Raw genomic sequence first — 21,162 nt, 5'->3', positions numbered from 1 at the left:
CCTTACCGGCTTTTTCGACCGGTAAGGAGGCCTTCACGGGTGTGGTGGTGGTCAGGCCTGTTCGGCCTCGGCTTCGGCGGCCTTGCGCTTGACCTCGTCCATGTCGACGTCGCGGGCCTGCTTGATGAGCTCCTCCAGCGCGGGCTCGGGGAGCGCGCCGGGCTGGGCGTAGATCAGGGTCTTGTCCCGGATGATGGCCAGCGTCGGGATGGAGCGGACGTCGAAGGCGGCCGCGAGCTGCTGCTGCGCCTCGGTGTCGACGCTCGCGAACACGATGTCGTCGTGCTTCTCGGAGGCCTTTTCGTAGACCGGCGCGAACTGGCGGCACGGTCCGCACCAGCTCGCCCAGAAGTCGATCAGGACGAACTCGTTGTCGTTTACCGTCTGGTCGAAGTTCTCGGCGGTCAGCTCAACGGTGCTCATGCCCTGGTCAACGAACCGGGCGCGGCGGGAATTCCCGGGTCCGGGGTAGCGTCTTCCTCCGAGCAACCCGGAAGAGGAGGACCACAGATGGCCGACGGCGAAATCCTGGGCCGGATCGACGAGCTGATCGCGGAGGAGCACGAGCTCCGGTCGCGCTCGGTGGGCGTGGGGCTGAGCGGTGGCGACAAGGACCGCCTCACCGCGGTCGAGCAGCAGCTCGACCAGTGCTGGGACCTGCTGCGGCAGCGTCGCGCGAAGACCGAGTTCCACGAGAACCCGGACGACGCCGCGGCCCGCCCGGTCTCCGAGGTCGAGTCCTACCGCCAGTAGATTTTCTTCGGCGGCGATGTCGAAAGCCGGGAACCGGCTCCGTCCCCGGGGTGAAGGCGACCGGGAACGCCGGTCGCCCACCACCGAGGGAGCACCACGATGGCCAAGTACCTGCTGCTCAAGCACTACCGCGGCGCCCCGGAGGCGGTCAACTGCGTGCCGATGGACCGCTGGACGCCCGAAGAGATCACCGCGCACATCCGGTACATGGACGAGTTCGCGGCCAAGCTCCGGGAGACCGGGGAGTTCGTCGGCGAGCAGGGGCTGGCCCCCGAGGGGACGTTCGTCCGCTACGACGGCGAGGGGCGCCCGCCGGTCACCGACGGCCCGTTCGCCGAGACGAAGGACCTCATCGCCGGCTGGATGATCATCGACGTCGACAGCTACGAGCGCGCGCTCGAGCTGGCCGGCGAGCTGTCCGCGGCGCCGGGCGCGGGCGGGAAACCGATCCACGAGTGGCTCGAGCTGCGCCCGTGCCTGGCCCCGCTGCCCACCATCACGGAGTGACCCGCCCGGTGGACGAGGCACTGCTGCGCACCCTCACCCCGGCGGTGCTGGCGATCCTCGTCCGCCGCGGGGCTCCCTTCGCGGCGGCCGAGGACGCCGTCCAGGAAGCGCTGATCGAGGCCGTCCGCGGCTGGGCCGACGGCCCGCCGCGCGACCCGAAGGGCTGGCTGGTCACGGTCGCCTGGCGCAAGTTCCTCGACGAGTCCCGATCGGACACCGCCCGCCGCCGGCGCGAGGACGTCGTCGAAGCCGAGGTGCCGCCCGGAGAGGTGCCCGCGGCGGACGACACGCTGCAGCTGTACTTCCTGTGCGCGCACCCGTCGCTGACGCCGTCGTCCGCGGTCGCGCTGACCCTGCGTGCGGTGGGCGGCCTGACCACGCGCCAGATCGCGCAGGCGTACCTGGTGCCCGAGGCGACGATGGGGCAGCGCATCAGCCGGGCGAAGAAGACGGTCTCGGGGGTCCGGTTCGACGAGCCCGGCGACGTCGCGACGGTGCTGCGCGTGCTGTACCTGGTGTTCAACGAGGGGTACTCGGGCGACGTCGACCTGGCGGCGGAGGCGATCCGCCTCACCCGGCGGCTGGCGGCGTCGATCGACCACCCGGAGGTGGCGGGCCTGCTCGCCCTGATGCTGCTGCACCACGCCCGCCGCGCCGGCCGCACCGGCCCGGACGGCGGGCTGGTGCCGCTGGCCGCGCAGGACCGGTCCTTGTGGGACACGAAGCTGATCGCCGAGGGGGTCGCGATCCTGCAGGCCGCGCTGGCGCGGGACCGGCTGGGGGAGTTCCAGGCGCAGGCGGCGATCGCGGCGTTGCACGCGGACGCGCCGACGGCGGGGGAGACGGACTGGGTGCAGATCGTCGAGTGGTACGACGAGCTGGCCCGGTTGACGGACAGTCCCGTGGTGCGGCTCAACCGGGCGGTGGCGGTGGGGGAGGCCGACGGGGCCCGGGCGGGGCTGGCTGCGTTGGCGGAGCTGGATCCGTCGTTGCCGCGGTATGCGGCGGTGGCGGCGTACCTCCATGAGCGCGAGGGGGATCGGGCGCGGGCGGCGGAGTTGTACGTCGAGGCGGCTCGGAAGGCCACTAACGCGGCTGAAGTCGAGCACTTGACTCGGGAGGCGGCTCGGCTCAACGCGGGGCTGCGCGAGTCTTGACCGTGAAGGGCCCCTTCACGGCACTTAATGCCCGTGAAGGGGCCCTTCATGGCATTCGGCGGGTGGGTGAGCCGTCTCGCTGACCGCGGGGCCCAGCCCAGGCATGACATGTCAGGCCGGGCAGAGGGTTCCGTTCGCCGGGATCTTCCCGTCCACAAGAAACGCCCGCGCCGCGTCGGTCACGCACGGCGAAGCTCCCACCGCGCCGTGGCCCGCGCCCTGCCACGTGATCGTCACCGCCGACGGCATCTGGTCCGCCGCGCGCGTGCTGCCCACCCCCGGGGTCGAGGGGTCGGCCGCCGTTGCCGCGACCAGGATCGGCGGGGCTCCCGGGGCGCCCGGGGGCGGGAGGGGCTCCGTCCGGACCGGCCACGGGCCGCACCAGGCCAGCTGTTGCGCTACCACCGTGCCGAACTGCGGGTACTTCGCGCGCATGCCGGCCACCACCTGGTCGAGCTGGTCGGCCGACAGGCGGGACTGGCTGTCGTTGCAGCGGGTCGCGATCGTCGCGTCGATGCGGGACGGCTGGGCGCGCGAGTCGTGCAGCACCGGGGCCACGAACGCCGCCAGCGGGCCGATGTTGCCGCCGCGGGCCGCGACGATCGCGTCCGCCAGTTCCGGCCAGCGCGAGCGCTGGGAAAGGCCCGAATACACCGCGAACATCGCCACGCCCGGGCCGAACTCGACGCCGTCGTCGGTGGACGGCGGGCTGGCGCGCAGCTGGTCGGTCAGCGCGGCCAGGGCCGCCTTCGGGTCGCCTAACGCGCAGCCTCGGGAGGCGCAGTCCGTGCCGAACGCGTCCAATGTGGACTGGGCGCCGGCGGCGACCGCGTCGAGCACCGCCGCGGTGTCGGCGCCCGGGTCCGGGACGCCGTCGAGGACCATGCGGCCGACCTGGGCCGGGAAGCGGACCGCGTACTCGGCCAGCACCTTCGAGCCGTCGCCGCGGCCGAGCGCGTTCAGGTGCTCCAAGCCCAGCTGCTTGCGGACCTCCTCGAGGTCGCCCGCCGCGCGCCAGCTGTCCAGTGCCGTCTGGGAGTCGTCGAGCTCGATCGCGCACTGCTGGCCGGCCTTGCGGGCCGCGTCCAGCACGTCCTGCAGGTCGCCCTGTGCCGGGTCGGCGTCGATCAGGTCGTGGCGGATGTCCGGCGGCACGCACTGGGCCGCGCCGGACATCCCGGTGCCGCGGCGGTCCACGCCCACCAGCGAGAACTTCTCGAGGAACGCCGGCGGCAGCGTCGCGGCCAGCCGCGCCGCGTAGACCGTGCCCGGCTCGCCGTCGACGTCGTTGACGACCACCAGCGGCACCGGTCCGCTGCCCACCTTCAGCGCCAGCAGCCGCACCAGCGAGCGGCGGGGCTCGCCCGGCGCGTCCAGCGGGGCGGTGACGCGGGCGCAGGTGAAGTGCAGGCTGTCCGGGACGGCGGGGGTGCCGATCCGCTGCCGGGTGTCGTCGTCGCAGTCGGCCCACTTCACCGACGGCGACTGCGGTTCGGCCAGCGGCGGCAGCGGCACCGACGGCGTCCCGGCCGGCGTGCTGCCGGTGGTCTTCCCGTCGTTCTCGACCAGCGCCGGGCGCACCGACGGCCCGGCGGCGCACCCCGCGGCGGAGGCCACGGCGAGCAGCGCGACCAGGAGACGGGAACGGCGGCGGCGCACGGGCGGGATCCTCACGTCGAGCACGATCAAGGCAGGGCCAGCCGAGCTTCGCACGGCCGGTGTGGGACGAGGGTTAGCGGGTCCGCACGACCTGGCCGCGGAACACGGCGTCGAGGTCGTAGCGGGCCGGCTCCTCCAGCTGGCTGTAGTCGCACGACGCGGCTTCGCGGTCCGGACGCCAGCGCTTGAACCGCGCGTTGTGCCGGAACCGCGACGGCATCCCGCCTTCGGTGTTCTCGTAGGCGACCTCGACGACGCGCTCGGGCCGCAGCGGCACCCACTCGTGCTCGGTGGCGCGCCAGCGCGTGATCCCGCCCGGGATCCGCTGCCCCGATCCCTGAGCCTGCCCGCCCCACGGGTGGTCTTCGCCGTCGGTGACCAGCGGCGCCAGTTCCTCGGCCAGCTCGCGGCGGCGCGGCATCGGGAACGACCCGACCGTGCCGACGTGGTGCAGCACGCCGGTTTCGTCGTGCAGGCCGAGCAGGAACGAGCCGACCAGTTCGCCGGGGCCGCCGTCGACGTGCCAGCGCAGCCCGGCCAGCACGCAGTCCGCGGTGCGCACGTGCTTGTACTTGAGCATCACGCGCTTGCCGGGCGTGTACGGCTCGTCCAGCGGCTTGCCGATGACGCCGTCGAGGCCGGCGCCTTCGAACAGCTCGAACCAGTGCCGCGCGGTGGCCGGGTCGGTGGTGGCGGGGGTGAGCGGGAACCGGTCGCCGGCCAGCTCGACGAGCCGGTCGCGGCGCACCGACGTCGGCTCTTCGAGCAGCAGATCGTCGCCGAGGGCGAGGACGTCGAAGGCGACGAACTCCGCGGGCTGCTCGCCCGCCAGGAGCGTGATCCGGCTTTCGGCCGGGTGGATCCGCTCGGTCAGCGCGTCGAAGTTCAGCCGCCCGTCCCGCGCGACGACGAGCTCGCCGTCCAGCACGACCCGCGGCGGCAGCACCTCCAGCAGCCGGGCCACCGCTTCGGGGAAGTACCGGTTGAGCGGCTTTTCCGCGCGGGACTGCAGGTACAGCTCGTCGCCGTCGCGGAAGACGAGGCAGCGGAAGCCGTCCCACTTCGGCTCGAACAGCAGGCCGCCGGAGTCCGGGATGGCCTTCGCGGGCTTGGCGAGCATCGGCTTCAGCGGCGGCTGCAGCGGTAGGGGCATGCTGCGCATTCTGCGGAAAAGCCCGGCTCAGCGCACGCGTTTCGCCGGGGCCGTGTCGAGTTCCAGGCGGACGGCGGTGGGCAGGACGTCGAGGCCGAGCGATTCCCGGGCCCGGGCCAGCACCTGGGTGTCGAGGCCGGCCCAGACGGCCTTGAGGTCGGTGCCTTCGTGCAGCCACAGCGTGACCCGCAGCGCCGGGGACGTGCGCGAGCCGACGGCGCGGACGCGGGCGCGGCTGACGCCGTCGAGCCGTTCTGCGTCGGCCTGCACGGCTTCCGCGATCGCGGCCGCGGTGACCACCAGCTCGGCGCCCTCGGTGCGGTCGAGGTCCAGGTCCGGCCGCGGTTCCGGGCGCAGCGAGCGCAACGCCCAGCGTAGCCCGAGGACCAACAGCAGGACGCCGAGCACGATCGCGGCGATCCGCGCGGGCGTGGCGTGACTCCCGAGCCACTCGACGGCCATCGGGTCCAACAGCGGGCGCCGCCCGCGGTACTCGCCGAGCACGCCGAAGCCGACCACGAGCGCGAGCGCGCCGCCGAGCAGGGCGAGCAGCCCGACGAGGAACGTCAGCACGCGTTCGCCCGCGTAGGAACGGGAAAGCGCCTTCGAAGCGACGGACTTGCTCATCGGCGGTCCTTCGGCGAGTCGACGACGACGGTGACCTTCGGCCGCCGCGCCAGCGGGACGTCGTCGAGCAGGGCGGACACGGTTTCCAGCAGCCGCGGCCGCAGCTCGCCCTCGGTTTCCAGGGTGCTCTTCGCCCGGACGCGGATCCGCCGGGCGCTCGCGGTGACCGACGCGCCGGCGACGTTGTCCTGCGCGCGCACGGTCAGCCCGACCAGCCGGGCCAGCGACCGCGGCGACGTCGAAACGCTCACCTCGTCGGCCGGGTCGGTCAGCCGCACCGCGCGGCTGCCGGCGGCCAGCGCGCAGAAGACGAGCACCAGCCCCGCGGCGGCGAGGACCCCGGCGCCGACGCGGACCGCGTAGGCGTCCCAGCCCAGTGCCGCGAGCTCGGTTTGCCAGCGTGGCCACGGCACCACCAGCGGCGCCGCGCCCGGGCGCCACCAGTGCCAGCCGACTTCGAGGGCGAGCAGCGCCCCGGCGGCCGCGAAGGCCAGGCCGAGCAGCGTGGCCAGGATGCGGACGAACGGGCGCACGGCTACCGCACCCTCGGCGCGGCTTCGGGCCGCAGCGCGGACACCGTCACCGCGAGCGTCCGCACGTGGTAGCCGGTGATCAGCTCGACCTCTTCGGTGACCTTCCGCCGCACGTCGCCGACGACCGCCCGGACCGCGCCCGGGTAGCGCAGCGCCAGGTCGAGGGCGAGGTCGACGTCGTTGTCGAGGCCGCCGACCTTGGCCTTCGCGCCCTTCTTGCCGTCGTGGGCGGTACCCGGCACCTGGTCGGCGGCGTGCTGCGCGACCTTGCGCACCACCGCGTGGCCGATGGTGAGGGTGCCGCGCTCGTCCGGCTCGGCGAGTTCGCGCGGCACGTCCAGTGCGCGGTTCACTTGTCGCGGCCCTTGCCGAACAGCTCGCCGAGGTCGAGTTCGCCGTCGAGGACCCGGCCGGCGACCAGGCCGATGATCCCGACGGCCAGGGTCACCAGGAACGCGGTGAACCCCTGGGTCGCGGCGAGGCCGAGGACCAGCCCGGCCAGGAGCCCGGTCTGCGTTGCGTTCACATGTCCTCCTTGGACGGGGTGGAACGGGAAGCTTGCCCCGGCGGGGCGGTCACCGCACCCGGGGCGGGCGGCGGCGGAAGCGGGACAGCAAGCCGGCGAGACCCCGGCGGCGGCGCACGAAGCTGACCGGGGCGTCGAAGCGGGAGTCCCGTGCGGATTCCCGGAAGCGGGCCAGCCCGGCCGCGAACTCGGCCGGGTCCCCGCCGACGTCCGGGTGGTGTTCCCGCACGAACGCCCGGAAGGCCGCGCGGCCTTCCGGGTCGTCGGGTCCGCGCGCGGTCACTCCACCCGCGTCGACTCGGGCTCTTCGTCGCCCGGCAGGTGGATGTCGTTGACCGCGATGTTGACCTCGATCACCTCGAGCCCGGTGATCTGCTCGACCGCGGTGATCACGTTGCGCCGCACCGCGCGGGCGACGTCGGTGATCCGGGCGCCGTACTCGACGACGACGTCGAGGTCGATCGCGGTCTGCTTCTCGCCGACCTCGACCGACACGCCCGTCGTGGTCACCGTGCCGGAGCCGGGGATCCGCTCGCGCAGCGCGCCGATCGCGCGGGACACCCCGCCGCCGCCCAGTGCGTGCACGCCGGCGACCTCGCGGGCGGCCAGCCCGGCCACCTTCTGCACGACCAGTGACGAGATCGTGGTGCGCCCGGCGGCGCCGTCCTCGTTGAGCGGGGTGACCGTGCCGGGGCTCTCGGTCCGTTCCGGGTGCATGCGTCCTGGCTCCTCTCGCGGCGGGCTCTCGCCCTTACGATGCCCGGGAGCGCGGATACCTCACGCAAGGTCCCCCGAACGGGGGAATGCTCAGTCCGGGTGGACGTCCACGACGTGCACGTTCACCGCGGTCGTGACGCCCAGCTGGCGGGACAGCTCGGCGGTGACCTCCCGCCGCAGCGCCTCGGCGGCTTCGCCGGCGACGACGCCGAAGCGGACCGACACCAGCACCTGCACGACGCCGTCCTCGACGGCGACGGCCGAGACGCGCACGCCGCCGGGGGCCCGGGCCGCCGCGATGGTCCCGGCCAGGCGGACGACGGTCTGTTCGGTGATCCGCAGCCCGCCGTCGTCCCCGGGCACTTCGACGGCGGTCCGGGTACCGCGCGCGACCGCCCGCAGCACGCGTTCGACCAGGCCCGGCGGCGTCGCCACGCGGCGCCGGGCGGCGGCGCGCACGGCGTCCCAGCGCGGGTCGCGCTCGGGGTCGGTCTGCTCGGCCATCACCGCTCCTTCAACTCGGCGAGCAGCGCCACCCTGGCCCGGTGCAGCCGGGAACGCAAGGCGCCGACGTTCACGTCGAGCACCTCGGCGACCTCTTCGTAGCTGAGCCCCTCCAGTTCGCGCAGCACGAGCGGCACCCGCTGGGACACCTCGAGCCGGCCGATCGCCCGCAGCACCGCGTCGACCTCCTCGGCGCGCACGACCCGGCCTTCGGGGCCCGGGACGGCGAGCCGTTCGGTGTCCACAGTGGACTGGCACGAGGGTTCGTCCAGCGAGATCGTGGGCTTGCGGCGGCGCAGCAGGGCGAGCGCGCTGTTGGTGACGACCCGGTAGAGCCAGGTCGAGACCGCGGACTCGTGCCGGAACGTGCCGAGCGCGCGCCACGCGGCGAGCCACGACTCCTGCACGACGTCCTCGGCCTCGGCGGGGCTGCCGGTGATCCGCAGCGCGACCCGGTACATCCGGGGCGTGTGCTCCCGGACGAGCGCGCCGAACGCGGCTTCGTCCCCGGCGGCGGCCCGGGTGATCAGGTCGGCGTCGCGGCTCACCCGGCGGCCCGGCGGTAGCGCAGGAAGGTGAAACCGTCCTCGACCAGGATCGACGCCAGGGCGAGCCGGCGGGGAACGCTGCCGGGACCGGTGGCGATCCGGTCCGCCGTCCCGGCCACGAGCAGCGGCGCGACCGTCAGGCACAGCTGGTCGATCCGGTCGGCCGCGACGAGCTGGGCGAACAGCCTCGGCCCGCCTTCGCACGCGATCCGGCGCAGACCCCGCTCGGCCAGCAGGTCGAGCGCGCGCGGCAGGTCGACGTCGCCGGTACCCGCCCGCAGGATCGTCGCCCCGGCCGCTTCGAGCGCCGCGGTGTCCGCGGTTTCCGTGGTTACCACGATCGGGGGTACGACGGTCTCGGTGAACAGCCGGGACGCGGGGTCGAGATCCGCGGTCCGGGTCACCACCGCGATCGGCGGGACACCCGTGAAGCCGAGGCGGCGACGGCGTTCCAGGCGCTTCGGGCCCGCGACGACCCCGCGGTAGTCCTCCGCGCGGGCGGTCCCGGCGCCGACCAGGACCACGTCGGCGAGATCGCGGCCGAGCAGGAAGATCCGCCGGTCGGCGGCGTGGGACAGCCCGGCCGACGTCGTGTCCACCTCGACCGCGCCGTCGGCGGACGCGACGAAGTTGACCTGCACCCAAGGCCGGTCGAGGGGCGTCGGATAGGCGTAGATCTCTTCGAGGTCTTCCCCGGTCAGCTCGCCCGTCGAGAGGGGCCACACACTCCGCACGGGACAATCCCAGCACGGGCGTGAAGCACGTCTCTACCGGGGCACATCGCCGCCCGGACGGGGGACCGTGGCGGATAGGCTCTGCGACCATGCCCGCGCACCTCACCGGCCGCCGTCCCGAGCTGTCCGCCGACGAGCTGATCGGCGCGCTGGTGCCGCCGCCGCGCTTCGACGCCGTCCGGTTCGAGACGTACTTGCCCAACCCCGACGAGCCCAGCCAGGCCGCCGCGGTCGAGGCGTGCTCGGCGTTCGCCGCGAAAGTGGGGGCGCGCAAGGAGAAGAAGCGCTTCAAGCTCTTCGGCGGGTCCGCCGAGCCGGCCGGGCCGATGGGCCTCTACCTCGACGGCGGCTTCGGCGTCGGCAAGACCCACCTGCTGGCCTCGGCGTGGCACGCGGCGCCGTCGCCCAAGGCGTACGGGACGTTCGTCGAGCTGACCCACCTCGTCGGCGCGCTGGGCTTCGCCGAAGCCGTGCGGCGGCTCTCGGAGCACCGGATCCTGGCCATCGACGAGTTCGAGCTCGACGACCCCGGCGACACCACGCTGGTCACGCGGCTGCTGCAGGAGCTGATGGACGCCGGGGTGTACATCGCGGCGACGTCGAACACCCTGCCGGAGAAGCTGGGCGAGGGCCGGTTCGCCGCGGAGGACTTCCTGCGCGAGATCCAGACGCTCTCGGCCCGCTTCGGCGTCGTCCGCGTCGACGGCCCGGACTACCGCCACCGCGGCCTGCCGGACGCGCCGCCGCCCGTCACCCCGGCGGAGCTGGAGGAGTCGGTGGCCGCGCACGAAGGGTCCACTGTGGACGACTTCGACGCGCTGTGCGAGCACCTGGCGTCCCTGCACCCCTCGCGCTACGGGCGGCTGCTGGACGGCGTCACCCGTGTGCACCTGCGCGGCATCCACCCGGCGCCGGACCAGAACGTGGCCCTGCGGCTGGTGGCGTTCGCCGACCGGCTCTACGACCGCGCGATCCCGGTGGTCGTGTCGGGCGAGCCGCTGCCGTCGCTGTTCACCGACGAGATGGTGGACGGCGGCTACCGCAAGAAGTACCTGCGCGCGGTCAGCCGCCTGACGGCACTGGCACGCGACGCGGTGCCGGCCAGCTGAACAGCACGACGGAGACGGCGAAGAGCGTGCCGCCCACGACGTCGGTGAGGTAGTGGTAGCCCATCCCGACCAGCCCGGCGGTGGCCGCCAGCAGCGCGAGCACGGCCAGCACGAGCACGACCGTCTTGCGCGTGATCAGGACGAGCACGGTCAGGACGGCCACCAGGCTCACGGTGTGGCCGCTCGGGTAGACGAGGGTGCCGTTCTTCCAGCGGTCGTAGAGCGGTTTCAGCAGCCAGCTCGTCAGGAGGATGGCCAGGACGGGGACGCCGACGGCGAGCGCGGCTTCGAGGCGCCGCCCGGCACGCAGGCAGAGGACGACGGCGAGCACCCCGAGCGCGAGGACGACGTAGGGCTCGGTGGGGAGCACCAGGATCCGCGCGACTCCGGGGCCCAGGTGCGCGACGGCGTCGGCGGCGGTTTCGTCGACGGCGCCCGGGGCGGCACCGCCCGCGAAGGGCAGGCCGAGCAGCAGCGCGAACAAGCCGCAGACGGCGGCCGGCACCCACATCGTTCTCACCGCCGCGAGGGTAGTCGGGCCGGGCCGATCGTCCTCACCCGTGCGAGGGTGGTCACGCCCCCACGGGCCGGGGACGGACGCGGGTGCGTCACGATGCGGGGATGCGGGTGACAGTCGCCGGGGCCGGGATCGTGGGGCTCAGCTGCGCGTACCGGCTGGCCGAAGCCGGGCACGAAACCACCGTCGTCGCGGCCGCGCCGCCGGGGGAGACGACCTCCGCCGTCGCCGGCGGGGTGCTCTACCCGCCGGTGCGCCGGCCGGACGAGCGGATCGTGCGCTGGACCGCCGAAACCCTCGCGGTGCTGCGCGAGCAGCACGCGCCCGGCGTGCGGTTCCGCCGCGGCCGGGTCCTGCTGGCGCCCGGTGCCCCGGACCCGGCGTGGCTGCCGGCGATGGCGGACCCGGTCCGCGACGGCGACCGGCTGGAGTTCACCACGGCGCTGGTCGACACGCCGGTCTACCTGGACTGGCTCCTGGACCGGGTGCGCGCGCTGGGCGTGCGCGTCGAGTACCGGCCGCTGACCTCCCTCGCCGGCCTCGGCCCGGTCGTCAACGCGGCGGGCCTCGGCGCGGGCCGGCTGGCGGGTGACCCGTCGATGGTTCCTGTCGGCGGCCAGGTCGTGCACCTGAGCGACCCGGGCCTGCCGGAGTTCGCGGTCGACGAGACCGGCCCGGGCGTCACCTACGTCATCCCGCACGGCACCCACGTGGTGTGCGGCGGCACGGAAGAACCCGGCCGCGGCGACACCGACCCGAACCCGGGCGTGACGGCCGACATCGTGCGCCGCTGCCGCGAGCTGGAGCCGCGTCTGGCGGGCGCGCGGGTGCTGCGGTCCCTGGTCGGGCTGCGCCCGTTCCGGCGCGAGGTGCGGCTGGAGCGGGACGGCGACGTCGTGCACTGCTACGGCCACGGCGGTTCGGGGATCACCCTGGCCTGGGGCTGCGCGGCGGACGTCGCCGGCCTCGTCTCAGCTGCCTGAGAACTCGGCGTGGTCGGCCTCCGTCCGGTCGGCGTAGCGGACGGCGTACGCGCCCAGCGCCTCGTCGAGCTCGGAGTCCTCGGCGAAGTAGCCCGCCAGGAGCTTCGGGTGCAGCGACCGCGTGTGGGCGCGGGCGAGCAGCGCCCCGGCCAGGCGCCCGTAGTCGTCGAGGTGGTCCTTCTCGAGTTCCGACGGGTCGATGTCGCCCTTGAGGTTGCGGAACTGCCGGACGATGTAGGGCACGCCGTCGATGGTGGTCCAGCCGAGCAGGATGTCGGTTTCGGCCTGGACGAGCCGGGCGCCGTCGACGATCCGCCGGCCTTCGTGGTCCGCGGCGGGCAGGCCGAGGTACGGCGCCAGCGCCGGCCGCTGCGCCTGTTTCACCTGCAGCACCAGGTCTTCCTCGTCGTTGCCGTGCAGCAGGGCGACGTAGCTGCGCAGCCCGACGCTGCCGGTGCCGACCACTCGGAAGGCGACGTCGGCGAGCCGGTAGCGCGCGATCAGCGTCCGCCGCGACTCGCGCAGGGTGTCCACATAGGACACCAGACCGGCGGCGACGGCTTCGGCGGTCGGCTCGTCGACGTGCGTCAGCACCGGCGGGTCCTCGACGAACCGGTGGCGGGACAGGCCGGTCTCGTGGTCGTCGACGCGCTCGGTCCACTTCGCCGCGACCTTGGCGCTGGTGTTCTTGCGGGCCTTCTCGGCGGCGTCGGCGAAGTCGTCGATCAGCTCGTCCGCGCGGGCCTTCGACAGCACCGAGGAGTCCGGCAGGGCGTTCCACGACCGCAGGAACGGCAGGTCGGCCAGCGCGCGGATGGTCCGCCGGTAGGACTTCACCGCGTCTTCGGCGGCTTCGCGGCAGCCGGCCTCACCGATCCGGCCTTCGCGGCCGGCGAGCACCAGGCTGGCGGCGAGCCGCTTGAGGTCCCACTCCCACGGGCCCGGCACGGTCTCGTCGAAGTCGTTGATGTCCATCACGATCTTGCCTTCGGGGGTGCCGTAGAGCCCGAAGTTCGCCGCGTGCGCGTCCCCGCAGAGCTGCGCGGTGAGCCCGGCCGACGGCGTGCCGGCGAGGTCGGCGCCCATCAGCCCGGCGGCGCCGCGGAAGAACGTGAACGGCGACGCGCGCATGCGCTCGCGCCGGAGTTCGGCCAGTTCCGGCAGCCGCCCGGCGTTGCTGGCCTCGAAGTACTGCTTGGCGCTCGGCCGGTCCGCCCCCGCGGCCTCGTGGTCGTGCGCCGCGGCCGGCGTCTTCTCCCGGAGCCGCTTCCCCTGTTCGTACAGCTCGGCCGGCGTGCCGCTACCCGTGCCGACGAGCGGCCGTTCCACCCATTCCCCTGATCCCATACCGGGCACAACGTCCGAAGGGGACGTTGTGCTCCCGGATGCCGCCGGGGCGGGAGGCTCGGCCGGCGGCATCCGGGTGGTTCAGGGGCGGATGACCTCGGCGATCGCGTCGATGCCGCGGTCCAGTTCCTCGCGGGTGATCACCAGCGGTGGTGCGACGCGCAGCGTGCGCTCGTGCGTCTCCTTGCACAGCACGCCCCGCGCCGACAGCGCCTGCGAAGCCTCCCGGCCGGACGGGCCGCCGGGGGCGATGTCGATGCCCGCCCACAGGCCGCGGCCGCGGACCTCGGACAGGCCGCTGCCGATCAGCTCGTTCAGCCGCGCGTGCAGGTGGGCGCCCAGCTCGGTGGAGCGCTGCTGGAACTCGCCGGTCTTCAGCAGCTTGACCACGGCGCGGCCGACGGCGCAGGCCAGCGGGTTGCCGCCGAACGTCGAGCCGTGCTCGCCCGGCTGCAGCACGCCGAGGACGTCCCGGCGGCCGACCACCGCGGACACCGGCAGGATGCCGCCGCCGAGCGCCTTGCCGAGGGTGTAGACGTCGGCGCGGACGCCTTCGTGGTCCAGCGCCAGCACGGTGCCGGTGCGGGCCAGGCCGGACTGGATCTCGTCGGCGATCAGCAGCACGCCGTGCTCGTCGCAGGCGGCGCGGACCTCGGCGAAGTAGCCCTCCGGCGGCACGATGACGCCGGCCTCGCCCTGCACCGGCTCCAGCAGCACGGCGGCGGTGCGCGGGGTGATCGCGTCGCGCAGCGCGGCGGCGTCGCCGTACTTCACCGTGACGAAGCCGGGCGTGAACGGGCCGAAGTCGGCGCGCGCGGTCTCGTCGGTCGAGAACGACACGATCGTGGTGGTCCGGCCGTGGAAGTTCGAGCCGGCGACGATGATCTCGGCGGTGCCGTCCGGCACGCCCTTGACCCGGTGCGCCCACTTCCGCGCGACCTTCACCGCGGACTCGACGGCTTCGGCGCCGGAGTTCATCGGCAGCACCAGCTCGGTGCCGGTCAGCTCGGCGAGCTCCCGGCAGAACAGGCCCAGCTGGTCGTGGTGGAACGCGCGCGAGGTCAGCGTGACGCGGCCGAGCTGCTCGACGGCGGCGGCGACCAGGTCCGGGTGGCGGTGGCCGAAGTTCAGGGCCGAGTACCCGGAGAGGAAGTCGAGGTAGGACTTGCCCTCGACGTCGGTCACCGAGGCACCTTCGGCTTCGGCGATCACGACGGGCAGCGGGTGGTAGTTGTGCGTGCTCCACCGCTCGTCGAGCTCGATGAAGCTCGCGGCGGAGGGGGCGGCGGTCTCCCGGCCGGCGAACGTCGTCATGCGTTCAGGTTAAGGGCAAGACACGCGGAATTCAGCCGGGAATCGTTGCTTTCACCCGTTGTTCGTTGCGCAATCCGCGGCCGGCACCCCCGAAACGCTGCGCTGTGGTTGACGGCCGCAACGGTAAGCCGTAACTTACCGTTCGTGGCGACTTACGGAAGCGACCAGCTGGCCGCGCTGGCCGACCCGTCGCGGCGCGCGATCGTCGAAGCGCTGCGCGCCGGTCCGCGCGCGGTCGGGCAGCTGGCTGCGGACCTGCCGATCAGCCGCCCGGCCGTCTCCCAGCACCTCAAGGTGCTCAAGGCGGCGGGCCTGGTCGCGGACCGGGCCGAAGGCACGAAGCGGCTTTACCGCCTCGAGCCCGACGGCATCGCCGCGGTGCGCGCCTACCTCGATCACATGTGGTCGGACGCGCTCCGCTCGTTCGCCGAGTACGCCGAATCCACCGAGAGCGAGGAACCATGACCCTGGAGCCGATCCGCAAGACGATCACCGTCGCCTGCTCGCGCGAGCACGCGTTCAAGACCTACACCGAGGCCTTCGACAGCTGGTGGCCGCGGGCGCACCACATCGGCGCGGGCGACCTGGCGGAAGCCGTCCTGGAGCCGAAGCGGGGTGGCCGCTGGTACGAGCGGACCGTCGACGGCGCCGAGTGCGAGTGGGGCGAGGTGCTCGTCTGGGAGCCACCCGCCCGGGTGGTCCTCTCGTGGCGGATCGACGGCGACTGGAAGATCGACCCCGACCCGGCGAACGCCAGCGAGATCGAGGTGAGATTCGTCGAGGAAGGGCCGCGCAGCACCCGCGTCGAACTGGAGCACCGGGCCTTCGAGCGGCACGGCGAAACCGGCGCGAAGGTCCGCGAAGGCGTCTCGGGCGAGGGCGGGCACGGCGCCCTGCTGAAACTCTTCGCCGAGAAAGCCGCCGCCTGAGCCGGTAGCTTCGCGAGATGGCCAAGAAGGACGACGGAAGCCGGATCCGGGACGCGCTGCGCATCGACGGGGAGCTGCCCGACCCGGGCGCCACGCCGGTCGGGCCCGGCAAGAAGCCCAAGGCCCTCGCCAAGCTCGACGACGCCGCCACGCGCCTGTCCGCGCTGCAGGAGGCGCTCTACGCCGAGGGCGTCGGCGGCGGTGACCGCAGCGTCCTGCTCGTGCTGCAGGGCATGGACACCTCCGGCAAGGGCGGCACCGTGTCGCACGTGCTCGGCCTGGTCAACCCCATGGGCGTCCGCTACGCCGGGTTCAAGAAGCCGACGCCGGCCGAGCGGCGCCACCACTACCTGTGGCGGATCCGCAAGCAGCTGCCGGTCGCGGGCCAGATCGGCGTCTTCGACCGGTCGCACTACGAGGACATCCTGGTCCCGCGGGTGACCGGGCTGCTCACCGCGGCCGAGCGGCGGCGCCGCTACGCCGAGATCAACGCCTTCGAAAAGGAACTGGCCGACGCGGGCACGACCGTCGTCAAGGCGTTCCTGCACATCTCGCCGGAGGAGCAGCTCAAGCGGCTCAAGGCGCGGCTCGTCACCCCGGAGAAGCACTGGAAGTACAACCCGGGCGACCTGGAGGCGCGCGCGCAGTGGCCCGCCTACCAGGAGGCCTACGCCGACATCTTCAAGCGCACTTCGACCGGCGCCGCACCCTGGTACGCGGTGCCCGCCGACCACAAGTGGTACCGCAACTGGGCGGTCGCGGAGCTGCTCATCGAGACCCTGGCCGGCCTGAAGCCGCGGTTCCCCGAGCCGGACTACGACGTCGACGCGGAGCTGGCGAAGCTCAAGGGTGTTGGCGTCCCGTCCTGATCGTCTGAAAGAGTGCGGGCGTGACCGATGTCGACGACCTCCCGTTCCTCCGCAAGCAGGCCCGTACCCAGCGCTTCACCCTCGGCGCGCCGAAGGAGTTCCGGGTCGCCCCGGACGGCTCCCGCGTGCTGTTCCTGCGCGCGGAGTCGGGCACCGACCCCCGGCACAGCCTCTGGTCGGCCGACCTCGCGACCGGCGCCGAGACCAAGCTGGTCGACGCCGCCGAGCTGCTGCCCGGCGAGGAGGAGCTGCCCGCCGAAGAGCGGGCGCGCCGCGAGCGGGCCCGCGAGACCGGTGGCGGCGTCGTGCACTACGGCGTCGACGCCGGCTTCACCGTCGCGGTGTTCTCGCTCTCGGGCAAGCTCTACACCCTGGACCTCGCGTCCGGCGAGGTGACACTGCGCGTCGACGGTTCGGTCATCGACCCGCGGCCCAGCCCGGCCGGCACGCACGTCGCCTACGTCCAGGACCGGCGGCTGCACGTGCTGGAGCTGGCCACCGGCGACGACCGCGTGCTCGTCGAGGAGGACGGCGAAGACATCACCTGGGGTCTCGCCGAGTTCATCGCCGCCGAGGAGATGGACCGCACCCGCGGCTACTGGTGGGCCCCGGACGGCCGCAGCATCCTGGCCGAGCGCTCGGACCGCGGCCCGGTCCCGCGCTGGACCATCGCCGACCCGGCCAACCCGCAGCACCCGGCGAACGTCGTCGCCTACCCGGCCGCGGGCACCACGAACGCGCTCGTCTCACTGGCGGTGCTCGGCCTGGACGGCTCCCGCGTCGACGTCGAGCCGGGGGAGTGGGAGTACCTGGCCTCGGTGCACTGGTCGGCGGGCGGCGCGCCGTTGCTCGCCGTCCAGCCGCGCGACCAGAAGCGCATGGACGTGCTCGCGCTCGACGTCGCCGACGGCTCGACGTCGGTCGTGCACACCGCGTCCGACCAGCACTGGATCGACATCGTCGGCGGCGTCCCGGCGTGGACGCCGGACGGCCGCCTGGTCACCGAGGGCATGGTCGACGGCGACCACCGGCTGTTCGTCGGCGGCGAGGCCGTCACCCCGGCCGGGCTGCAGCTGCGCGCGGTGCTCGACGTCGGTGACGAGATCCTCTTCAGCGCCTCCGAGGACGACCCCACGCAGATCCACGTCTTCCGGACGAAAGGTTCGTCGGTGCGTCGTCTGTCCACTGTGGACGGCGTGCATCACGGGTCCGGGAATGCCGCGGTCACCGTGCTTTCGTCGTGGAGCCTGGAGTACAGCGGGCCGCGCGTTTCGGTGCTGCGCGACGGCTCGCCGGTGGCGACGATTTCCGTGTCCACTGTGGACCCGGACATCGTGCCGAACCTGACCTGGCTGACGCTGGGCGAGCGCGGCCTGCGCGCGGCGCTGCTGCTGCCGCGCGGCTACGAGCCGAGCGAGGGCAAGCTGCCGGTGCTGCTCGACCCGTACGGCGGCCCGCACGCCCAGCGCGTGCTGCAGAGCCGCAACGCGTTCCTCACCTCGCAGTGGCTGGCCGACCAGGGCTTCGCGGTGCTCGTCGCGGACGGCCGCGGCACGCCCGGGCGCGGCGCGGTGTGGGAGCGCGAGATCCACGGCCGCCTCGCCGACGTCACCCTGGCCGACCAGGTGGACGCGGTGCAGGCGGCGGCCGCGCGGTTCCCGGAGCTGGACCTGGAGCGGGTGGCCATCCGCGGCTGGTCCTACGGCGGGTACCTGTCGGCGCTGGCGGTGCTGCGGCGCCCGGACGTGTTCCACGCGGCGGTCGCGGGCGCGCCGGTCACCGACTGGTCGCTGTACGACACGCATTACACCGAGCGCTACCTCGGGACGCCGCAGGACGACCCGGAAAGCTACGCGCACAACTCGCTGATCGAGAGCGCCGCCGAGCTGAGCCGCGCGCTGCTCATCGTGCACGGGCTGGCCGACGACAACGTGTTCGTCGCCCACTCCCTGCGGTTGTCGTCGGCGCTGCTGGCGAAGGGGCGCCCGCACGTCTTCCTGCCGCTGGCGGGCGCGACCCACATGACGCCGCAGGCCGAAGAGGTCGCGGAGAACCTGATGCGCACGCAGGTGGACTGGCTGCTGCGCGAGCTTTCCGCCGTCGCCGTCGACAAGGAGAACGCATGAGCCGCTGGGGCCTCACGATTCCGCTGACCGGGGTGCCGCTGGCCGCGCACCGCGAGCTGGTGGAACAGCTGCCGGACCTGGGTTACACCGACGCGTGGACGGCGGAGACGGCGGGCACGGACGCCTTCACGCCGCTCGTGCTCGCGTCGCAGTGGGCGCCGCAGCTGCGCCTGGGCACGGCGATCGTGCCGGTGTACACCCGCGGCCCGGGCCTGCTGGCGATGCAGGCGGCGACGGTCGCGGAGCTGGCTCCCGGCCGGTTCGTCCTCGGCATCGGCGCGTCGTCCCCGGTGATCGTCTCGAACTGGAACGCGGCGCCCTTCGAAGAGCCGTTCGCGCGCTCGCGGGACACGCTGCGGTTCCTGCGTTCGGCGCTGGCAGGGGAGAAGGTCACCGAAAAGTACGACACGTTCGCCGTCTCGAAGTTCCGCCTGGAGCGCCCGGCCGACCCGCCGCCGTCGATCATGCTGGCCGCCCTGCGCCCCGGCATGCTGCGCCTCGCGGCCCGCGAGGCGGACGGCGCGATCACCAACTGGCTGGCGGCTTCGGACGTGCCCAAGGTCCGTTCGGTGATCGGCCCGGACGCCGAGCTGGCGGCCCGCATCTTCGTCTGCCCGACGGAGGACGCCGACGCGGCACGCGGCCTGGGGCGGATGCTGATCTCGAGCTACCTGACGGTTCCGGTGTACGCGGCGTTCCACGACTGGCTCGGCCGCGGCGAGGCGCTGGCCCCGATGCACGAGGCGTGGGCGGCCGGGGATCGGCAGAAGGCGAACCAGGTGATCCCGGACTCGGTGGTGGACGAGCTGGTCATCCACGGCAGCGTCGAGTCGTGCCGCGAGCAGGTGAAGTCCTATGTGGACAACGGGCTGACGACGCCCATCATCGCGTTGCTGCCCACCGGCGGGGATCCGTTCGAGCAGGTGCGCGGGCTGGCGCCGCGCTGATATTCCGTTGCTGTCCGCCGGGGCTGGGTGTTTCCTGGCCCCGGAGGAGGGACGGATGAGACGGAAGACGCCGCCGGAGAAGAAGCGGCTCAGCTACCTCAAGGACCGGCGCGACGCCTACGGCGAGAACGACAAGTCGTCACGGAAGAACCTGGCGCGCAGCAAGGCTTTCGCGCGCCGGAGCAACCGGGCGCGGGAAAGCCTGGCGCTGCGGGCGGCGACGGGCAACCCGGACGAGGTCCGCGCCGAAGCGGCCGAGCTGCGGCTGCTGGGCAAGCGCCGCCGGGTGAAGCGCAAGTGGCCGGACATCCCGCTCGCCGAGTACGTGGAGTGGAAGGTCGAACGCCGCGCCGAGCGGGAAGACGGCCGGGCCGGACGCCTGGACGAGGCACTCGCCCGCGTGCAGCGGCGGCTGGGCCGGCCGGATCGCTAGGCGAAGACCGCGGTCGCGAGGAGCAGGCCGAGGGCGCCCGAGGTGAGGCCCGCGACCACCGTCACCACCACATTGAGCACCGCGTACAGCCGGGTCTTCTCCAGGAACAGCCGGACCGTCTCGTAGCCGAACGTCGAGAACGTCGTCAGGCCGCCGCAGAAGCCCACCGCGATCAAGGCGCGCACCGACGACGGCTCCGCGCCGTGCAGGAGCCAGCCGCTCATGAAGCCCAGGATGAACGAGCCGGCGATGTTCACCGTCAGCGTGCCGAACGGGAACGGCGAATCCCGCCACGCCTGCACCCGGCGGTCGGTCAGGTAGCGCAGGATCGAGCCGGCCGCGCCGCCGGCGGCCACCAGGAGCAGCGTCACTCCGCCCGTCCCACGTAGCGGACCACCTCGACCTGGTCGAGCGTCACCAGTCCCTCGCCGATGAGCTCGTCCAGCTGGGGCAGGAACGCGCGGAGCTTCTCCTCGGCGTCGATGATCACGATGACCATCGGCAGGTCCTCCGACAGCGACAGGATCCGCGTCGTGTGGATCAGCGACGAAGCGCCGTAGCCCTCTACGCCGCGAAGCACCGAAGCGCCCGCGAGGCCCGCGTCCCGCGCCCGGCGGACGATCTCGTGGTAGAGCGGCTTGTGGTGCCAGTGGTCGTCTTCGCCGAGGTAGATCGTGAGGCGGGTGGCCGGTCCTTCCATCAGCGTCCTTTCCGGATCGCGCGAGTCGCCGTCAGCCCGGCCGTCACGGCCGCCAGGCACAGCACCAGCGATGCCGCCACGTACAGCAGCGAACCCAGTATCCGCCCGGTCGTCGCCGCGTCGAGGGAGTCGGTCACGAACGTGGAGAACGTCGTGAACCCGCCGAGGACGCCGACGCCGAGGAACGGCCGGAGCAGGTGGTGGGGGCGCGCGGTGGTGGTCAGGAACGCCATCAGGACGCCGATGAGCAGGCAGCCGAGCGCGTTGGTGAGCAGCGTGGCGACGGCGAAGTCGCCGCGCGCGTGCGGGATCGCGACCGACAGCCCGTAGCGGGCGAGACTGCCCAGCGCGCCGCCGGCGCCGATCGCGAGCAGGACGTCCCAGCGGGTCGCGGGCACGCTGATCACCTCCGGAGCCGAACCTACTCCCGATGGCCGACGCGTCCCCGCCACCCGGTCGAGCATGCTGGA

At 73.3% G+C, this 21,162-nt stretch carries 29 protein-coding genes; 11 read left to right on the top strand and 18 right to left on the bottom strand.

Features of this window, described 5'->3' with window-relative positions; genetic code table 11:
- Positions 1 to 51 precede the first annotated feature (51 nt).
- Positions 52 to 423, bottom strand: a complete 372-nt coding sequence (trxA, locus tag H4696_RS19925) for a thioredoxin (protein WP_086865313.1) — start codon at positions 421 to 423, stop codon at positions 52 to 54.
- 87 nt (positions 424 to 510) lie between these two features.
- Between trxA and H4696_RS19920 the strand changes: the two genes are divergently transcribed.
- The 3 genes from H4696_RS19920 to H4696_RS19910 all read left to right on the top strand — a co-directional run bounded on the left by H4696_RS19920 (position 511) and on the right by H4696_RS19910 (position 2,417).
- The gene (locus H4696_RS19920; RefSeq protein WP_003068842.1) at positions 511 to 753 is read left to right on the top strand and encodes a DUF2630 family protein; all 243 of its coding nucleotides are present in this window, start codon (positions 511 to 513) and stop codon (positions 751 to 753) included.
- 99 nt (positions 754 to 852) lie between these two features.
- A complete protein-coding gene (locus H4696_RS19915; protein ID WP_086865314.1) occupies positions 853 to 1,260 on the top strand; it encodes a YciI family protein in 408 nt (135 codons plus the stop codon).
- Positions 1,261 to 1,268: 8 nt separating this feature from the next.
- On the top strand, positions 1,269 to 2,417 hold the full coding sequence (locus H4696_RS19910; protein WP_192783049.1) for a DUF6596 domain-containing protein: 1,149 nt from the start codon (positions 1,269 to 1,271) through the stop codon (positions 2,415 to 2,417).
- 111 nt (positions 2,418 to 2,528) lie between these two features.
- Here the strand turns inward: H4696_RS19910 and H4696_RS19905 are convergent, their stop codons facing one another.
- The 11 genes from H4696_RS19905 to H4696_RS19855 all read right to left on the bottom strand — a co-directional run bounded on the left by H4696_RS19905 (position 2,529) and on the right by H4696_RS19855 (position 9,418).
- Positions 2,529 to 4,076, bottom strand: coding sequence for an alpha/beta fold hydrolase (locus H4696_RS19905; protein WP_192783048.1), 1,548 nt, complete (start codon positions 4,074 to 4,076; stop codon positions 2,529 to 2,531).
- A gap of 73 nt (positions 4,077 to 4,149) precedes the next feature.
- Positions 4,150 to 5,229: an ATP-dependent DNA ligase gene (locus H4696_RS19900; RefSeq protein ID WP_086865723.1), complete on the bottom strand. Its 1,080-nt coding sequence runs from the start codon at positions 5,227 to 5,229 to the stop codon at positions 4,150 to 4,152.
- A 27-nt stretch (positions 5,230 to 5,256) separates the two neighbouring features.
- Positions 5,257 to 5,856, bottom strand: a complete 600-nt coding sequence (locus H4696_RS19895; RefSeq protein ID WP_086865719.1) for an alkaline shock response membrane anchor protein AmaP — start codon at positions 5,854 to 5,856, stop codon at positions 5,257 to 5,259.
- Entirely contained in the window at positions 5,853 to 6,389 is a 537-nt protein-coding gene (locus tag H4696_RS19890) for a DUF6286 domain-containing protein (RefSeq protein WP_086865720.1), read from the bottom strand. The genes H4696_RS19895 and H4696_RS19890 overlap by 4 nt, the downstream gene beginning before the upstream one ends.
- A gap of 2 nt (positions 6,390 to 6,391) precedes the next feature.
- Positions 6,392 to 6,742, bottom strand: coding sequence for an Asp23/Gls24 family envelope stress response protein (locus H4696_RS19885; protein WP_249027318.1), 351 nt, complete (start codon positions 6,740 to 6,742; stop codon positions 6,392 to 6,394).
- Positions 6,739 to 6,915 carry a hypothetical protein gene (locus H4696_RS19880; protein WP_086865721.1) on the bottom strand — a complete coding sequence of 59 codons (177 nt, stop codon included), beginning with the start codon at positions 6,913 to 6,915 and terminating at the stop codon, positions 6,739 to 6,741. Before H4696_RS19880 ends, H4696_RS19885 begins: the two co-directional genes overlap by 4 nt.
- Before the next feature lie 49 nt (positions 6,916 to 6,964).
- Positions 6,965 to 7,198 (bottom strand): hypothetical protein, encoded by a 234-nt coding sequence (locus tag H4696_RS19875; RefSeq protein WP_192782427.1) that lies wholly within the window; start codon positions 7,196 to 7,198, stop codon positions 6,965 to 6,967.
- Positions 7,195 to 7,632: an Asp23/Gls24 family envelope stress response protein gene (locus H4696_RS19870; protein ID WP_086858333.1), complete on the bottom strand. Its 438-nt coding sequence runs from the start codon at positions 7,630 to 7,632 to the stop codon at positions 7,195 to 7,197. The genes H4696_RS19875 and H4696_RS19870 overlap by 4 nt, the downstream gene beginning before the upstream one ends.
- Positions 7,633 to 7,722: 90 nt before the next feature.
- Positions 7,723 to 8,136, bottom strand: a complete 414-nt coding sequence (locus H4696_RS19865; RefSeq protein WP_086858332.1) for an Asp23/Gls24 family envelope stress response protein — start codon at positions 8,134 to 8,136, stop codon at positions 7,723 to 7,725.
- Complete coding sequence (locus H4696_RS19860) at positions 8,136 to 8,684, bottom strand: RNA polymerase sigma factor (protein ID WP_086858331.1); 549 nt, start codon at positions 8,682 to 8,684, stop codon at positions 8,136 to 8,138. The genes H4696_RS19865 and H4696_RS19860 overlap by 1 nt, the downstream gene beginning before the upstream one ends.
- A complete protein-coding gene (locus H4696_RS19855) occupies positions 8,681 to 9,418 on the bottom strand; it encodes a pyrimidine reductase family protein (protein ID WP_086858330.1) in 738 nt (245 codons plus the stop codon). The genes H4696_RS19860 and H4696_RS19855 overlap by 4 nt, the downstream gene beginning before the upstream one ends.
- A gap of 89 nt (positions 9,419 to 9,507) precedes the next feature.
- Here H4696_RS19855 and zapE point away from each other — a divergent pair, with 89 nt between their 5' ends.
- Complete coding sequence (zapE, locus tag H4696_RS19850) at positions 9,508 to 10,527, top strand: cell division protein ZapE (RefSeq protein ID WP_086858329.1); 1,020 nt, start codon at positions 9,508 to 9,510, stop codon at positions 10,525 to 10,527.
- Here the strand turns inward: zapE and H4696_RS19845 are convergent.
- Positions 10,481 to 11,032, bottom strand: a complete 552-nt coding sequence (locus tag H4696_RS19845; RefSeq protein ID WP_086858335.1) for a phosphatase PAP2 family protein — start codon at positions 11,030 to 11,032, stop codon at positions 10,481 to 10,483. The two genes, zapE and H4696_RS19845, sit on opposite strands and share 47 nt — an antisense overlap.
- Before the next feature lie 116 nt (positions 11,033 to 11,148).
- Between H4696_RS19845 and H4696_RS19840 the strand changes: the two genes are divergently transcribed.
- Positions 11,149 to 12,027 (top strand): FAD-dependent oxidoreductase, encoded by an 879-nt coding sequence (locus H4696_RS19840; protein WP_086858328.1) that lies wholly within the window; start codon positions 11,149 to 11,151, stop codon positions 12,025 to 12,027.
- On the opposite strand, the gene H4696_RS19835 is transcribed toward H4696_RS19840, so the two are convergent.
- Positions 12,016 to 13,374 (bottom strand): DUF2252 domain-containing protein, encoded by a 1,359-nt coding sequence (locus tag H4696_RS19835; protein ID WP_086858327.1) that lies wholly within the window; start codon positions 13,372 to 13,374, stop codon positions 12,016 to 12,018. The genes H4696_RS19840 and H4696_RS19835 overlap by 12 nt on opposite strands.
- An 81-nt stretch (positions 13,375 to 13,455) precedes the next feature.
- Positions 13,456 to 14,688 (bottom strand): ornithine--oxo-acid transaminase, encoded by a 1,233-nt coding sequence (gene rocD / locus H4696_RS19830; protein ID WP_086858326.1) that lies wholly within the window; start codon positions 14,686 to 14,688, stop codon positions 13,456 to 13,458.
- A 144-nt stretch (positions 14,689 to 14,832) separates the two neighbouring features.
- Here rocD and H4696_RS19825 point away from each other — a divergent pair, with 144 nt between their 5' ends.
- From H4696_RS19825 to H4696_RS19800, 6 genes are read left to right on the top strand one after another with little or no spacing between them, the layout of a single operon-like run.
- Positions 14,833 to 15,153 carry an ArsR/SmtB family transcription factor gene (locus tag H4696_RS19825; protein WP_086858325.1) on the top strand — a complete coding sequence of 107 codons (321 nt, stop codon included), beginning with the start codon at positions 14,833 to 14,835 and terminating at the stop codon, positions 15,151 to 15,153.
- The gene (locus H4696_RS19820; protein WP_086858324.1) at positions 15,150 to 15,617 is read left to right on the top strand and encodes an SRPBCC family protein; all 468 of its coding nucleotides are present in this window, start codon (positions 15,150 to 15,152) and stop codon (positions 15,615 to 15,617) included. Before H4696_RS19825 ends, H4696_RS19820 begins: the two co-directional genes overlap by 4 nt.
- A 17-nt stretch (positions 15,618 to 15,634) precedes the next feature.
- The gene (locus tag H4696_RS19815; protein WP_086858323.1) at positions 15,635 to 16,486 is read left to right on the top strand and encodes a PPK2 family polyphosphate kinase; all 852 of its coding nucleotides are present in this window, start codon (positions 15,635 to 15,637) and stop codon (positions 16,484 to 16,486) included.
- Positions 16,487 to 16,506: 20 nt separating this feature from the next.
- Positions 16,507 to 18,612, top strand: coding sequence for a S9 family peptidase (locus tag H4696_RS19810; protein ID WP_086858322.1), 2,106 nt, complete (start codon positions 16,507 to 16,509; stop codon positions 18,610 to 18,612).
- On the top strand, positions 18,609 to 19,559 hold the full coding sequence (locus H4696_RS19805) for an LLM class F420-dependent oxidoreductase (RefSeq protein WP_086858321.1): 951 nt from the start codon (positions 18,609 to 18,611) through the stop codon (positions 19,557 to 19,559). The genes H4696_RS19810 and H4696_RS19805 overlap by 4 nt, the downstream gene beginning before the upstream one ends.
- Before the next feature lie 55 nt (positions 19,560 to 19,614).
- Positions 19,615 to 19,992 (top strand): hypothetical protein, encoded by a 378-nt coding sequence (locus tag H4696_RS19800; RefSeq protein ID WP_086858320.1) that lies wholly within the window; start codon positions 19,615 to 19,617, stop codon positions 19,990 to 19,992.
- Here H4696_RS19800 and crcB read toward each other — a convergent pair.
- The 3 genes from crcB to H4696_RS19785 are packed head-to-tail and all read right to left on the bottom strand — an operon-like array spanning position 19,989 to position 21,099.
- Positions 19,989 to 20,363 (bottom strand): fluoride efflux transporter CrcB, encoded by a 375-nt coding sequence (gene crcB / locus H4696_RS19795; protein WP_086858319.1) that lies wholly within the window; start codon positions 20,361 to 20,363, stop codon positions 19,989 to 19,991. The genes H4696_RS19800 and crcB overlap by 4 nt on opposite strands.
- Positions 20,360 to 20,692, bottom strand: a complete 333-nt coding sequence (locus tag H4696_RS19790; RefSeq protein WP_086858318.1) for a DUF190 domain-containing protein — start codon at positions 20,690 to 20,692, stop codon at positions 20,360 to 20,362. Before H4696_RS19790 ends, crcB begins: the two co-directional genes overlap by 4 nt.
- Positions 20,692 to 21,099, bottom strand: a complete 408-nt coding sequence (locus H4696_RS19785; protein WP_192782426.1) for a CrcB family protein — start codon at positions 21,097 to 21,099, stop codon at positions 20,692 to 20,694. The genes H4696_RS19790 and H4696_RS19785 overlap by 1 nt, the downstream gene beginning before the upstream one ends.
- Positions 21,100 to 21,162 lie beyond the last annotated feature (63 nt).

This window comes from Amycolatopsis lexingtonensis (genome assembly GCF_014873755.1).
Taxonomy (GTDB): Bacteria; Actinomycetota; Actinomycetes; order Mycobacteriales; family Pseudonocardiaceae; genus Amycolatopsis; species Amycolatopsis lexingtonensis.
Note: the sequence above shows the minus strand (reverse complement) of the source record. Positions and strands in the feature narration are given on the sequence as shown.

Bases quoted from the DNA above. Each gene is read 5' to 3' on its own strand.
- H4696_RS19800 (WP_086858320.1), top strand. From the start codon at position 19,615: ATGAGACGGAAGACGCCGCCGGAGAAGAAGCGGCTCAGCTACCTCAAG.
- H4696_RS19805 (WP_086858321.1), top strand. From the start codon at position 18,609: ATGAGCCGCTGGGGCCTCACGATTCCGCTGACCGGGGTGCCGCTGGCC.
- trxA (WP_086865313.1), bottom strand. From the start codon at position 423: ATGAGCACCGTTGAGCTGACCGCCGAGAACTTCGACCAGACGGTAAAC.
- H4696_RS19840 (WP_086858328.1), top strand. From the start codon at position 11,149: ATGCGGGTGACAGTCGCCGGGGCCGGGATCGTGGGGCTCAGCTGCGCG.
- H4696_RS19820 (WP_086858324.1), top strand. From the start codon at position 15,150: ATGACCCTGGAGCCGATCCGCAAGACGATCACCGTCGCCTGCTCGCGC.
- H4696_RS19920 (WP_003068842.1), top strand. From the start codon at position 511: ATGGCCGACGGCGAAATCCTGGGCCGGATCGACGAGCTGATCGCGGAG.
- H4696_RS19915 (WP_086865314.1), top strand. From the start codon at position 853: ATGGCCAAGTACCTGCTGCTCAAGCACTACCGCGGCGCCCCGGAGGCG.
- zapE (WP_086858329.1), top strand. From the start codon at position 9,508: ATGCCCGCGCACCTCACCGGCCGCCGTCCCGAGCTGTCCGCCGACGAG.
- H4696_RS19900 (WP_086865723.1), bottom strand. From the start codon at position 5,229: ATGCCCCTACCGCTGCAGCCGCCGCTGAAGCCGATGCTCGCCAAGCCC.
- H4696_RS19790 (WP_086858318.1), bottom strand. From the start codon at position 20,692: ATGGAAGGACCGGCCACCCGCCTCACGATCTACCTCGGCGAAGACGAC.
- H4696_RS19835 (WP_086858327.1), bottom strand. From the start codon at position 13,374: ATGGGATCAGGGGAATGGGTGGAACGGCCGCTCGTCGGCACGGGTAGC.
- H4696_RS19815 (WP_086858323.1), top strand. From the start codon at position 15,635: ATGGCCAAGAAGGACGACGGAAGCCGGATCCGGGACGCGCTGCGCATC.
- H4696_RS19870 (WP_086858333.1), bottom strand. From the start codon at position 7,632: ATGCACCCGGAACGGACCGAGAGCCCCGGCACGGTCACCCCGCTCAAC.
- H4696_RS19865 (WP_086858332.1), bottom strand. From the start codon at position 8,136: ATGGCCGAGCAGACCGACCCCGAGCGCGACCCGCGCTGGGACGCCGTG.
- rocD (WP_086858326.1), bottom strand. From the start codon at position 14,688: ATGACGACGTTCGCCGGCCGGGAGACCGCCGCCCCCTCCGCCGCGAGC.
- H4696_RS19895 (WP_086865719.1), bottom strand. From the start codon at position 5,856: ATGAGCAAGTCCGTCGCTTCGAAGGCGCTTTCCCGTTCCTACGCGGGC.